This window comes from Paracoccaceae bacterium, assembly GCA_033344815.1.
Classification (GTDB): Bacteria; Pseudomonadota; Alphaproteobacteria; order Rhodobacterales; family Rhodobacteraceae; genus Roseobacter.
On the sequence record JAWPMR010000001.1, the window covers coordinates 3,270,266 to 3,282,959 of the forward strand.

Annotated in this window: 12 protein-coding genes; all 12 read left to right on the plus strand. The window is 60.9% G+C overall.

Going from position 1 to position 12,694, the window contains the following annotated elements:
• The first annotated feature begins 193 nt into the window (after window positions 1-193).
• A complete protein-coding gene (trbB, locus tag R8G34_15155; protein ID MDW3224193.1) occupies window positions 194-1,192 on the plus strand; it encodes a P-type conjugative transfer ATPase TrbB in 999 nt (332 codons plus the stop codon).
• Window positions 1,189-1,521, plus strand: a complete 333-nt coding sequence (locus R8G34_15160) for a TrbC/VirB2 family protein (GenBank protein ID MDW3224194.1) — start codon at window positions 1,189-1,191, stop codon at window positions 1,519-1,521. Before trbB ends, R8G34_15160 begins: the two co-directional genes overlap by 4 nt.
• On the plus strand, window positions 1,521-1,802 hold the full coding sequence (locus R8G34_15165; protein ID MDW3224195.1) for a VirB3 family type IV secretion system protein: 282 nt from the start codon (window positions 1,521-1,523) through the stop codon (window positions 1,800-1,802). The genes R8G34_15160 and R8G34_15165 overlap by 1 nt, the downstream gene beginning before the upstream one ends.
• 10 nt (window positions 1,803-1,812) lie before the next feature.
• Window positions 1,813-4,308, plus strand: a complete 2,496-nt coding sequence (trbE, locus tag R8G34_15170; GenBank protein ID MDW3224196.1) for a conjugal transfer protein TrbE — start codon at window positions 1,813-1,815, stop codon at window positions 4,306-4,308.
• Entirely contained in the window at window positions 4,305-5,090 is a 786-nt protein-coding gene (gene trbJ / locus R8G34_15175) for a P-type conjugative transfer protein TrbJ (protein ID MDW3224197.1), read from the plus strand. The genes trbE and trbJ overlap by 4 nt, the downstream gene beginning before the upstream one ends.
• 18 nt (window positions 5,091-5,108) lie before the next feature.
• Window positions 5,109-5,387: a putative entry exclusion protein TrbK-alt gene (gene trbK-alt, locus R8G34_15180; GenBank protein MDW3224198.1), complete on the plus strand. Its 279-nt coding sequence runs from the start codon at window positions 5,109-5,111 to the stop codon at window positions 5,385-5,387.
• A gap of 3 nt (window positions 5,388-5,390) precedes the next feature.
• Window positions 5,391-6,743, plus strand: a complete 1,353-nt coding sequence (gene trbL / locus R8G34_15185) for a P-type conjugative transfer protein TrbL (GenBank protein MDW3224199.1) — start codon at window positions 5,391-5,393, stop codon at window positions 6,741-6,743.
• A complete protein-coding gene (gene trbF, locus R8G34_15190) occupies window positions 6,740-7,429 on the plus strand; it encodes a conjugal transfer protein TrbF (GenBank protein MDW3224200.1) in 690 nt (229 codons plus the stop codon). The genes trbL and trbF overlap by 4 nt, the downstream gene beginning before the upstream one ends.
• Window positions 7,426-8,412, plus strand: coding sequence for a P-type conjugative transfer protein TrbG (trbG, locus tag R8G34_15195; GenBank protein MDW3224201.1), 987 nt, complete (start codon window positions 7,426-7,428; stop codon window positions 8,410-8,412). The genes trbF and trbG overlap by 4 nt, the downstream gene beginning before the upstream one ends.
• Entirely contained in the window at window positions 8,409-9,548 is a 1,140-nt protein-coding gene (locus R8G34_15200; GenBank protein MDW3224202.1) for a TrbI/VirB10 family protein, read from the plus strand. The genes trbG and R8G34_15200 overlap by 4 nt, the downstream gene beginning before the upstream one ends.
• 815 nt (window positions 9,549-10,363) lie before the next feature.
• Window positions 10,364-11,731 (plus strand): alpha-amylase family glycosyl hydrolase, encoded by a 1,368-nt coding sequence (locus R8G34_15205; GenBank protein ID MDW3224203.1) that lies wholly within the window; start codon window positions 10,364-10,366, stop codon window positions 11,729-11,731.
• A 1-nt stretch (window position 11,732) separates the two neighbouring features.
• A complete protein-coding gene (locus R8G34_15210) occupies window positions 11,733-12,668 on the plus strand; it encodes an ROK family protein (GenBank protein MDW3224204.1) in 936 nt (311 codons plus the stop codon).
• Window positions 12,669-12,694 lie beyond the last annotated feature (26 nt).

Consider the following 12,694-nt stretch of genomic DNA (forward strand, 5'->3'; position numbering starts at 1 on the left):
TTGGTTTCCGTTCGCAGTGAAACGTTGGGCAAGGCAAATGCGCTTTCGCTCTAAGTCCAGCATTTTTCCCTGTCTTTGCACGCCAGCGCCCTACGCCTCTTGAATAACTGTTGAGCGAAGCCGGTTTCCGGTCTTCTTGATGAACCCGATCCAGGGCCGCCTTTCGGCAGCCAAACCACGGAACGGGGACAACATGGCAGAGGCAGTTCAGAGACCGGAGGCGATCGAGCGGGGTGCGCGGATGCTGCGCACTGCGCTCGGGCCCGCCATCGCAGGATTTCTGGGAGACCCCATGACCGTCGAGGTCATGCTCAACCCCGACGGGCGGCTCTGGATCGACCGACTGTCAGAAGGCCTCTCCGACACGGGTGCCACGCTGTCGCCTGCCGACGGCGAGCGGATCGTGCGGCTTGTTGCCCACCACGTAGGCGCCGAGGTGCATGCCATGCGCCCACGAGTCTCCGCGGAACTGCCAGAGACCGGTGAACGCTTCGAAGGACTTCTGCCGCCGGTCGTCACCGCCCCGTGCTTTGCCATCCGGAAGCCCGCTGTGGCCGTCTTCACGCTGGCCGACTATGTCGCGGCCGGGATCATGACCGAGGCGCAGGCTGAGGCGTTGCGTTCAGGTGTGACCACGCGGGCCAATATCCTTGTTGCCGGTGGAACCTCAACCGGCAAGACGACACTCACCAATGCCTTGCTGGCCGAGGTCGCGAAAACCGACGACCGCGTCGTGCTCATCGAGGATACGCGCGAGCTGCAATGTGCCGCACCCAATCTCGTGGCCCTGCGCACCAAGGACGGGGTGGCGTCGCTGGCCGATCTGGTCCGCTCCTCGCTGCGTTTGCGGCCCGACCGCATCCCCATCGGCGAGGTGCGCGGGGCCGAGGCACTTGATCTGCTCAAAGCCTGGGGCACCGGCCATCCGGGCGGCATCGGCACCATCCATGCAGGCTCCGCCCTCGGGGCGCTGCGCCGGATGGAGCAACTCATTCAGGAGGCGGTGGTGACCGTGCCGCGCGCCCTCATCGCCGAAACCATCAATCTGATCGCTGTCCTGTCGGGGCGCGGAGCCAGTCGCCGCTTGGTCGAGCTGGCCCGCGTCGATGGGCTCGGGCCCGACGGCGACTACCGCATTTTCCCGGCGGAACTGCCGCCGGATGGCCCCCTTGTCACAGGAGAAACCCCATGATCCGACACATTCACCGCTTGCGCGCGCAGGCTCGCCATGCCGCCATCTTTGCTTGCGTCAGCCTGATGCTGGCCAGTCCTGCCCGGGCCGCAGGCTCGTCCATGCCCTGGGAAGCGCCGCTGCAATCGATCCTCGAGTCGATCGAGGGGCCGGTCGCCAAGATCATCGCGGTGATCATCATTATCGTCACCGGCCTGACGCTGGCCTTCGGGGACAGTTCCGGGGGTTTTCGTCGCCTGATCCAGATCGTCTTCGGCATCTCCATCGCCTTCGCGGCGAGTTCCTTCTTCCTGAGTTTCTTCAGCTTCGGCGGCGGAGCCCTGATCTGATGACAGTCGACCTTGAACACCTCAATGAGGTCCCGGGCTTCACCGTTCCCGTCCACCGGGCCTTGACCGAGCCGATCCTGCTGGCAGGCGCACCCCGGGCCTTCGCGATCCTGAACGGCACGCTTGCCGGAGCCATCGGCCTCGGTCTGCAACTCTGGGCCGCCGGGATCGCCATCGGGGTCCTTGGGCATGTCCTGGCCGTCTGGGCCGCACGGCGCGATCCGCTCTTCGTCGAAGTCGGGCGACGGCATCTGCGGCTGCCTGGTCATTTCGAGGTTTGAGGGAAGAGCGATGATGAACCTCGCAGAATATCGCCGGAAAGGGACGCGGCTGGCGGATTACCTGCCTTGGGCGGCGCTGGTAGCGCCCGGGGTGGTGCTGAACAAGGATGGCAGCCTCCAGCGCTCGGCGCGCTTCCGTGGCCCCGATCTCGACAGCGCCGTCGCGGCCGAACTTGTGGCAGTGGCGGGGCGGCTCAACAATGCCTTCCGCCGCCTCGGGTCGGGCTGGGCGATCTTTGTCGAAGCGCAACGGATCGCTGCCGCCGACTATCCCGACAGCCGCTTTCCCGATCCTGCCTCGGCCCTCGTGGATGCCGAACGCCGCGCCGCCTTCGCGGAGCAGGGGGTGCATTTCCAGTCGGAATACTTCCTGACCCTCCTCTATCTGCCGCCAGCCGAAGAAGCCGCGCGTGCCGAGACCTGGCTCTACGAGGGACGCGAGAAGACCGGGATCGACACGGGCGAGGTCCTGCGCGGCTTTATCGACCGCACCGACCGGGTGCTGGCGCTCTTCGACGGTTTCATGCCGGAGTGCCGCTGGCTCGATGATGGTGAGACGCTGAGCTATCTGCATTCGACCGTCTCGACCCACCGCCACCGGATCCGTGTGCCAGAGACCCCGGTCTTTCTCGATGCGCTTCTAGCCGATCAGCCCCTCACCGGCGGGCTTGAACCCCGGCTGGGCGTGGCGCATCTGCGGGTTCTGACCCTCTCCGGCTTCCCCAACGCGACCACGCCCGGGATCCTCGATGAGCTCAACCGGCTGGCCTTTCCCTATCGCTGGGCCACCCGCGCAATCCTGATGGACAAGACCGAGGCAACCCGGATGGTGACCCGCATCCGTCGCCAGTGGTTTGCAAAGCGCAAGTCCATCGCGGCCATCCTGAAGGAGGTGATGACCAACGAACAGTCGTCACTGGTCGATACTGATGCGGCTAACAAGGCTGCCGACGCCGACATGGCCCTGCAGGAGCTTGGTGCCGATGTCGCAGGCGAGGCTTATGTCACCGCGAGCCTGATCGTCTGGGATGAGGATCCCCGCCGCGCCGATGAAAAGCTGCGCCTGATCGAAAAAGTCGTGCAGGGGCGCGACTTCACCGCGATGGTCGAGACGGTTAACGCTGTCGATGCCTGGCTTGGCTCTTTGCCGGGGCATGCTTACGCCAATGTGCGCCAACCGCCGATCTCGACCCTGAACCTCGCCCATATCATCCCGCTGTCTGCGGTCTGGGCGGGCGAAGAGCGGGACACACATTTCAACGGGCCGCCGCTGCTCTACGGCAAAACCGAAGGCGCGACGCCCTTCCGCCTGTCGCTCCATGTGGGAGATGTCGGCCACACGCTGGTCATCGGGCCGACCGGGGCGGGCAAGTCCGTTTTGCTTGCGCTGATGGCGTTGCAGTTTCGCCGCTACCCGGGCGCGCAGGTCTTCGCCTTTGATTTCGGGGGGTCCATCCGGGCGGCAATCCTCGCCATGGGCGGAGACTGGCATGACCTGGGCGGCGAGCTGACCGACGAGGCCGAGACGGCGGTGTTTCTTCAGCCGCTGGCCCGCATCGATGACCCCGCCGAGCGATCCTGGGCCGCAGGCTGGATCAGCGCGATCCTGGCCCGCGAAGGCATCGCGATCACGCCCGATGTGAAAGAACACCTCTGGACCGCGCTGACCTCGCTCGCCTCGGCCCCGGTTGGCGAGCGCACCATCACCGGCCTCGCGGTCCTGTTGCAATCAACCGATCTGAAACAGGCCTTGCGGCCCTATTGCCTGGGTGGGGCCCATGGGCGGTTGCTTGATGCGGAGATCGAGGAGCTTGGCGCGGCTTCAGTCCAGGCCTTCGAGATCGAGGGGCTGGTTGGTACTTCGGCAGCGCCTGCCGTCCTCTCCCATCTCTTCCACCGCATTGGCGACCGGCTGGACGGGCGACCAACGCTTCTGATCATCGACGAGGGCTGGCTCGCGCTTGATGACGAGGGCTTCGCGGGCCAGTTGCGCGAATGGTTGAAAACACTGAGGAAGAAGAATGCCTCTGTGATCTTCGCGACCCAGTCACTCTCCGATATCGACGCGTCCGCCATCGCGCCTGCGATCATCGAAAGCTGCCCGACGCGGCTTCTTCTGCCCAACGAGCGCGCCATCGAGCCGCAGATTACCGCGATCTACCGCCGCTTCGGGCTGAACGACCGGCAGATCGAGATCCTCGCCCGCGCTACGCCGAAGCGCGATTACTACTGCCAGTCACGGCGCGGCAACCGGCTTTTTGAGCTTGGCCTTTCAGAGGTCGGCCTCGCGCTTTGCGCGACCTCCTCGAAATCTGATCAGTCGCGCATCATCGACATCATGGCCGAGCATGGCCGAGAGGGGTTTCTCGCCGCCTGGCTGCAGGCCCGGGGTGTCGGCTGGGCCGCCGACCTGATCCCGGACCTCACCAATCTCGCGCCCGACAGGGACGCAGATGATCCAGAAACCTTCCCAGACCCCCAAACCGAACAGGAGACAACATCATGACCCGCACACCCCATAGCCTTCGCAAATGCGTTAGCGCGTCTGCACTCGCTTTGACACTCGCCGCACCCCTTGGTCTGGCGCCGATCTTCGCCAGCCCGGCCCATGCCTTCTTCGGCGGCTTCGGTCGCATCGTTTACGACCCGCGCAATCACGCAGAGAACATCCTCTCGGCGGCCCGCGCCATGGAGCAAATCAACAACCAGATCACCCAGCTGCAGAATGAAGCGCAAATGCTCATCAACCAGGCCAGCAATCTTGCGAGCCTGCCTTATTCCGCGCTCCAAACGTTGCAGCAGAATGTGGACCAGACACGCCAGCTTCTCTCTCAGGCACAGAACATTGCCTTCGACGTGAACCAGATCGACCAGATCTTCCAGCAGGACTATGCCAACATTCCACTCGCGGCACCCGAGGCACAGCTTCTGGCCGATGCGCGATCCCGTTGGGAAAACACCGTGGGCGGGTTGCAGGACGCGCTCCGGGTTCAGGCGGGCGTGGTTGGCAATATCGACAACCAGCGGGCAGAACTCTCCGCGCTTGTCGGCCAGAGCCAGTCCGCCGTGGGGGCCTTGCAGGCGACACAGGCGGGCAATCAGCTTCTGGCACTCCAGTCCCAGCAAATCGCCGATCTCGTCGCGGTCACCGCCGCCAATGGTCGTGCGACGGCGCTTGTGGAGGCCGAACGCGCCGCAGCCGCCGAACAGGGCCGCGTCCAGCGCGAGCGCTTCCTCACCCCGGGTGCAGGTTACCAGCCTGGCAATGCCCAGATGTTCAACAACTGACCGGCAAGGAGCAGACCCATGGACGGATCGGTCCTTGCCCGCATCGCCGCCATCATCTTTGTCGCCGTGGCCATCACGGTGGCGGTGGTGCAGATGAGCCGGGAGGACGAGGGGCAGGTAGTGCGCCCGGGACCGGTCGCCGCACCCTTGGCCGATCCGCTGCGCGCCGAACAACGGCGGTGCCAGGAGTTGGGGGAGGCCGCGGCCTCCAATCCCGACTGTCTCGCCGTCTGGGCCGAGACCCGCGACCGATTCCTCGGGCGCGACACCGGCTCAAATCCAGCCGGGGGCGAATAGGCCATGGGCGGCACCGGCGTCATCGACACCTTCCTAGGCGTCTTCACCTCCTATATCGATTCCGGCTTCGGCCTTCTGGGCGGCGAGGTCGCCTTCGTCGCCAGCACGCTGATTGTGATCGACGTGACGCTCGCAGCACTCTTCTGGGCCTGGGGCGCCGATGATGACATCATTGCCCGCCTTGTCAAAAAGACCCTCTTCGTCGGCGTTTTCGCTTGGCTCATCTCCAACTGGAACAGTTTGGCGGCTATCGTCTTCGACAGTTTCGCGGGGCTGGGATTGCTTGCTTCCGGCACCGGGTTTTCGCCTGCCGATCTGTTGCGCCCTGGCCGGGTGGCGCAAACCGGGCTCGACGCCGGGCGGCCCCTTCTGGAAGCAACCGCCGATCTTATGGGCTTTGTCGCCTTCTTCGAGAACTTCATCCAGATTGCCTGCCTGCTTTTCGCCTGGGCGCTGGTGCTGCTGGCCTTCTTCCTGCTGGCCGTTCAGCTTTTCGTGACGCTGATTGAGTTCAAGCTGACGACGCTGGCGGGCTTCGTGCTGATCCCCTTCGGCCTCTTTGGCAAGACTGCCTTCATGGCCGAGCGGGTGCTGGGCAATGTGGTTTCCTCCGGTATCAAGGTGCTGGTGCTGGCCGTCATCATCGGCATCGGCTCTACGCTCTTTGGTCAGTTCACCGCGGGGTTCGGCGGCGTGACGCCCACCATCGACGAGGCCATGGCGATCGTGCTGGCCGCACTTTCGCTTCTGGGTCTGGGCATCTTCGGCCCGGGCATTGCCACCGGCCTCGTCTCGGGCGGTCCGCAGCTGGGTGCAGGGGCTGCCGTGGGCACTGGTCTTGCTGTCGGCGGTGCCGCATTCGCGACTGGCGGGGGCGCTATGCTCGCGGCGCGCGGGGCAGGCGCTTTGGCTTCCCGTGGCACCGCCGCCACGCGCGGTGCGGCCGCAGCAACCGGCGCGGCCTCGACCGCTTACAGCCTCGGGTCGATGGGCCAGACCGGTGCCGCAGCTGTCGCCTCCGGTTTGGGCGGTGTCGCGCGCTCTGCAGGCTCTGCCGCGGTCTCCCCCCTGCGCAATGCCGCGGCGTCAGCCACGGAAAGCCTACGTACAAGCCATGCCGACGGCGCGCGTGCCGGGTTCGCCGCCACGGGCGGCACCTCATCCTCAGGCTCGATTGCCATTGCTGCCAATCCAGCTGCCACCGGACCTGCAGGCGGCCCGCCCGCCTGGGCCCAATCCATGCGCCGCAATCAGGCGATGAGCCACGGCGTCTCTGCCGCCACCCATGCGCTACGCGCGGGCGACAGCCCGGGCGGCGGTGCCTCTGTTTCCCTGTCCGAAAGTGATCGCACATGACCTTTTTCAAACGCTCCGCTACCCATTACGGCAAAACGCCCGAACCCGAGACCCCCTATCAGAAGGCCGCCCAGGTCTGGGACGAGCGCATGGGTACGACCCGGGTGCAGGCGAAGAACTGGCGTCTCATGGCCTTCGGCTGCCTGATCCTCTCGTCCGGGTTCGCCACGGCGCTGGTCTGGCAGTCGGCGCGCGGCACAGTGGTTCCTTACGTCGTCGAAATCGACCGCCACGGCGAGGCCCGTGCTGTCGAGGCGGCGACAGCGGGGTATAGTCCGACCGATCCTCAGATCGCCTGGCATCTGGCCCGATTCATCGAAGAGGTGCGGGGCCTGCCGGCTGATCCAGTGGTGGTCCGGCAGAACTGGCTGCGCGCCTATGAATTCGCCACCGACCGCGGGGCACTTGCGCTGAACGACCACGCCCGCGCCGATGACCCCTTCACCCGTGTGGGCGAGCAGCAGGTTTCTGTCGACGTCTCGAGCGTCATCCGCGCGTCGCCAGACAGTTTCCGGATCGCCTGGACGGAGCGGCATTATGACAACGGCCAACTCGCCCGGACCGAACGCTGGACCGCGATCCTGACCCTCGTGATCGACCCGCCGCGCACGGCAGAACGTCTGCGCGCCAATCCCCTCGGAATTTATGTCAACGCGATCAGCTGGTCGCGGGAGATGAGCCAATGACCCTAAACCGTCCTATACTGCCCGTCGCCTTGCTCGCCGCTATAATCATGACTGGATGTGCCAGCGACCGCCCGCCGCAATTCGCCTATGACGACGCAGTTCCGCCCTTGCCCGCGCCCCCAAGCGCCGCGACGGACGAGCGCCCGCGTCCGCTCCATGTCCCGCCCGCCTGGACACCAAGCCGAGGTGGAGAGACGGCACCGACGCCGGTCGCACAGGTGGGCAATGCAAATGACGCAGCCCGGGTGGAGCCCCGGCGCGCGGGGTATTTCAACGCGATCCAGATCTATCCCTGGTCCGAAGGCGCGCTCTATCAGGTCTATGCCGCCCCTGGGCAGATTACGACGATCGCGCTTGAACCTGGCGAGCGCCTGACCGGCACCGGTCCCATTGCGGCGGGTGACACCGCCCGCTGGATCATCGGCGACACCGAAAGCGGCTCAGGCCGGGATACCCGTGTCCTCGTCCTTGTGAAACCCACGCGCCCCGACATCACCACCAATCTCGTCATCTCGACAGACAGGCGCACCTATATGATCGAGCTCAATGCCAGCGAAGAGACCTGGATGCCCGGCATTTCCTGGGCCTATCCACCAGCGCCTGAGACGCCGCGCGTTGCTGCTGCGACGCCAAGGATCCCGCCGCCCCATGCGCGCAACCATCGCTACGGGCTGCAGGTGCAAGGCGACGTTCCTCCTTGGCGTCCGGTTTCGGTATTCGACGATGGCCGCCGGGTCTATGTCGTCTTCCCCCGCGGGATCGGACAGGGCGAGATGCCGCCACTCTTCGTTCTCGGATCGGATGGCGAACTTGAGATCGTCAACAGCCGCATCCATGGCAACGTTTTGATCATCGATCGCCTGTTTGGCGCGGCCGAACTCCGCCTCGGACGCGGTCCTCGACAGGAGGTCGTGCGCATCCTGCGGATCGAACAGCAGACCGACGCAGCTGCCGCCCAAGGACCTGCGGAGCGGCCGACATGACGGAGACACCTCATGACACCGCGTCGGCCATGCGGTTGCGCGCTGATCCGCCCCGCGTGACACGGATTTCGCGCAAGGTAATTATCAGCCTCGGTGTTGTTGCTGGCCTCGGGATCGGTGCGGCGCTGATTTTTGGGCTGCAGCGCCCGGACCGCACCGCTGCACCGGACGAGCTGATCACCACCGACCGTCGGCAGCCCGCTGATGGCTTGCGCGATCTGCCTGGCAGCTACGACGCGATCCCGCAGCTCGGCCCACCTCTGCCGGGCGATCTCGGTGGTGGCATTCTCGATGCGCAGCAGCGCGGCCAACCTGTTGCGGCACCCAGCCTAACACCGCCCACCATGGACCCGGCAGAGCAACAACGTCTGGCTGAACTGGAGGCCGCCCGCGTCAGTGAGTTGTTTTTTCAGACACGACCTGGCGCATCGGCCATTTCACTCGGATCCCAAATGCCGTCCGGCGCGCCTAGGGCCGGGCTGGGCGTTCCCGCAGAAGCCGATCCCCGGCAAGCCTTTCTGAATGCACCCGTCGACCGTCGGACAGTTGCGCCCGACCGCGTCCAGCCGCCCGCCTCGCCCTACCTTTTGCAAGCGGGTTCCGTCATCCCAGCCGCCCTGATCACTGGCATTCGCTCCGACCTTCCCGGCCAGATCACGGCGCAGGTCACCCAGAATGTCTATGACAGCCCAACCGGCAGCTTGCTTCTGATCCCACAAGGGACGCGCTTGATCGGCGAATACGACAACGGCGTAACCTTCGGTCAGCGCCGCGTGCTCCTGGTCTGGACGCGGCTGATCTTCCCCGATGGGCGTTCTCTCGTCCTCGAACGCCAGTCCGGGGCGGATGCGACGGGCTATGCCGGTCTCGAAGACCGCGTCGACAATCACTGGGCCAGCGTCCTGCGCGCCGCGGGTCTCTCGACCCTACTGGCCATCGGCGCGGAACTTGCCACCGACGAAGACGACCGCCTCGCCCGCGCGCTCCGCGACGGAGCTCTGAACACTATCAACGAGGTAGGACAGCGGATCATCGAACGACAGCTCGAAGTGCCGCCGACCCTCACAATTCGCCCCGGCTTTCTAGTCCGCGTTATTGTGACGCGAGACCTAGTGTTTGAGCGTTTCAGAGAGTGACATAACCAAGTTGAAACTGTGTCCATGCCCGACGACAAACCGCTGAAGTAAGCTGTGAAACTGGCGGTGAGCCTGCATCGCGATCCTATTGCCTCTGACGAGATCCTTAGTCGCGAAGCAGGGCAGGAATCGATTGCTCTTAGATGGACACCCGCAATAACCCCTACTTCAAACCCTAAACTACCTCTACGCTATTGAATTACAACAGGTTTAGAAATGAAAACTGACATTATTGCCGGTGTGCATCTGGCTGATTGTGACGAAGCTCGAGCGGTTCGCTGACGAGCCAGCAACTCAAGCAAATCAAGATCGGGGCCCCCGTCGTTAACCATTGGGGTTCACCGCCCGATCGAACCGACACATGGCGTGCCCACAATTGCAGACACCGCTCGTACAAAAAAACTTGCTCAGTGGCCACACTTGAGCGATCTTACTCCCAATGGGCAGCCTACTTGGGAAATTCCTGAAAAATTCACCATTTGAGCTGAAGGAACATTTCGAGAGGCACTTGGTAGATGGTGGAGCTATTGTAGCCAATCGGCGAAGTGAGAGGCTTGATCAATCGCTAGAACTTTTGTGGTTATGGGAGCGAAAGCGCTTCGGGCAGGGTAGTTGGGGGTAACTCATGAAAAAACTTGAACTCAAAATAGCATCAGACGACGTAATCCAACAATGTCGTTGAGAGATACCTTTTGTTAATAGTAGGTCTTTACCCGCAGCAATTTCATCCTGGAGCACGAGAAACTCCTCTGGCTGAGACCTTTTTTAGGCTGAGATCCTCGATCCCGCCAAAAGTAATCCTTCACTTGTTACCAATGTGGAAGTCGGAAGGCGATGGCGGTTTTGCAGTCTCCTCTTGGTCTGACATTGATCCACGTTTTGGAAGCCTTAGTGAACTTGAAGATATAACCCGTTCCTGGCGCACAATAATTGACGGCATATTCAATCACGTTGCATGGGGCCATCCGATTGCTCAACAGTTTCTGCTAGACCCAGAACAGAATGCAGATATGCTTCACGCGGTAAAATCAGATGTTGAGCCAGAGGCACCATATGCGCCCCGAGGAGGCTCAGTATATTTGGAAAGCCAAATTGATGGCGCCAATTGGTATATCTGGCACACCTTTGGTGAGCAAGCTGTCGATATCAATCTTTCAAACGATCAAGTGCGCGCACAGGTAGAAGCTGCGATAGAACTCTATGCAAGTATTGGGGTTTGGGGATTACGGCTGGACGCACTGGGTTATTTTGGCAAGACAGCCCAAAACGTAGACCACACCCGCAACCCAGGCGGTGTTGAAGTGCATAACCCCGACGGAATTGAGATCTCGGAGGGTCTCATTGGTCATGCAGCTGGGGTCGGTCTAAAATGCCTGCTTCAAATTGACAGTGATGAGAAGGTAGATTTGTATAAGGATACTTTCAAACATCTGCCAGCGGTAATTGACTATTCCTTTACAGCGCATTTCGTTTTTTCGATTCTTTTTCAAGACCCTAGTCGAATTGCAAGCCATTTGGACGTTATCCGGGAAGGTGACGATTACTTGATTGTAAGGCCGTTGCGAACCCATGATGGTATACTTTTTCGATCACGAAACTCGAGTGATTTGGACCGATCTCGGTATGAATTCTATTTGGATAAAATGAATTTTCAAAAACGCGCTACGAACGGCATAATCTATGAGAGTAACAACTCACTTCCTCATCTTCTTGGAGTTCAACAAGATCGATCACTTTTCAATAGAAAATTAGCGGCAGGGATTATCATTGCCGAACTTACAGCAACCTACAGCTACATCTACTTGAATGCGTTAGTCGGAGACGAACCCGAACGCGAAAGAAAATTCGAGAGTGACCCAAGAGAATTACAACGGCGCTCGATTGACCCAAAGCAACTCGAGGGATGTTTTGACGACACACAGGGTATTTTGGGTGAGCTTTTATCAACTCTCGAAACACACTTCGATGTTGTTGGAGGCCGAAAGGCCTACAAAGTGTGGGCTGAAGGTGCTCTTCTAAGAATCGAAAATGAGGCTCTAGGTTTGTCGGCGACTGTAAACTTCTCAGATAGTAACGTTGAAGTCGACACTGATGGAGAAGTGATCTTTAGCAATGGATTCAACTCAACCGAGTTGGATGCATTTGGCTTAGTTTTGTGGCAGAATAAGCGGAAAGGAATGTGATATGAAGTCTCTTGTACTAGACATAGGCGGATCTTCTGTAAAAAGTGGGCTTTTTGACAAGAAAACCTACACCTTGCAGGACCCATTGGATGTCCGCCTCGACCCGATCTCGATAACAGGGCACAAATTTTCGGATGTGAAGGAGGCTGTGATTTATGCAGTTAAGGTAGGACTGCAAACTGAGGCCATCACTTCAGTCGGAATTAGCACCACTGGATCGGTATGGCCAAATGGTGTTGTAAAGAGCGCCGGGCATTTTGAAGGCTACGAAAACATTGACTGGTCCAAGCTGATACGTTCTGAGTTCTCAGCAATCAAAACAGTGGCGACCGAGAATGATGGGAAAGCTTCAGCTTGGGCAGAGTACAAACATTTTGGAGGGGTTGATGAGAGCCACGTACATTTCGTACTCGGAACTGGCGTTGGCAGCTCAACAATTGTTCGTGGCGAACTCATGCATGGAGATAGTGGAGAGGCAGGCTTCCTTGGCCACACCGTGGTAACATCTGAGCCAACAATCCTTTGTAGCTGTGAGCGAACGGGATGCATTGAGACAATCGCGTCTGCGCCAGGGCTAGCCGCTGAACTTTCAAAGATCAAATCATCAGATGTCGAAGACTTTGCACAGTTCACGCGACTGCTTAGCGAAGGTGACCCTGAAGCATTTCAAGTACTCGAAAGAGCTTGTAAGGGCCTAGGATTGATTTCGGCAATCTTAGCGAATTCATTCAACCCCAAGAACATAACCTTTGGCGGTGGTGTGGTTTTGGGACTTCAGGACGCACTTAGAGTCACATCGACGCCAGATTTTTTTCTTGATGTCATTAATCAGGAAGTAAATAGAGTGGCGTTCTCCAGGACTGCAGCCTCAACAAATCTCCACTATGGTGTCTTTGACAACGATGGTGGAATGGTTGGGGCTGGGCTACTTGCCTGAGCCGGAAAATAACGACATTTAGGAAG

Excerpts from the sequence above, each read along its gene's own strand:
- trbB (MDW3224193.1), top strand. The coding sequence starts at position 194 with ATGGCAGAGGCAGTTCAGAGACCGGAGGCGATCGAGCGGGGTGCGCGG.
- R8G34_15160 (MDW3224194.1), top strand. The coding sequence starts at position 1,189 with ATGATCCGACACATTCACCGCTTGCGCGCGCAGGCTCGCCATGCCGCC.
- R8G34_15165 (MDW3224195.1), top strand. The coding sequence starts at position 1,521 with ATGACAGTCGACCTTGAACACCTCAATGAGGTCCCGGGCTTCACCGTT.
- trbE (MDW3224196.1), top strand. The coding sequence starts at position 1,813 with ATGATGAACCTCGCAGAATATCGCCGGAAAGGGACGCGGCTGGCGGAT.
- trbJ (MDW3224197.1), top strand. The coding sequence starts at position 4,305 with ATGACCCGCACACCCCATAGCCTTCGCAAATGCGTTAGCGCGTCTGCA.
- trbK-alt (MDW3224198.1), top strand. The coding sequence starts at position 5,109 with ATGGACGGATCGGTCCTTGCCCGCATCGCCGCCATCATCTTTGTCGCC.
- trbL (MDW3224199.1), top strand. The coding sequence starts at position 5,391 with ATGGGCGGCACCGGCGTCATCGACACCTTCCTAGGCGTCTTCACCTCC.
- trbF (MDW3224200.1), top strand. The coding sequence starts at position 6,740 with ATGACCTTTTTCAAACGCTCCGCTACCCATTACGGCAAAACGCCCGAA.
- trbG (MDW3224201.1), top strand. The coding sequence starts at position 7,426 with ATGACCCTAAACCGTCCTATACTGCCCGTCGCCTTGCTCGCCGCTATA.
- R8G34_15200 (MDW3224202.1), top strand. The coding sequence starts at position 8,409 with ATGACGGAGACACCTCATGACACCGCGTCGGCCATGCGGTTGCGCGCT.
- R8G34_15205 (MDW3224203.1), top strand. The coding sequence starts at position 10,364 with ATGTGGAAGTCGGAAGGCGATGGCGGTTTTGCAGTCTCCTCTTGGTCT.
- R8G34_15210 (MDW3224204.1), top strand. The coding sequence starts at position 11,733 with ATGAAGTCTCTTGTACTAGACATAGGCGGATCTTCTGTAAAAAGTGGG.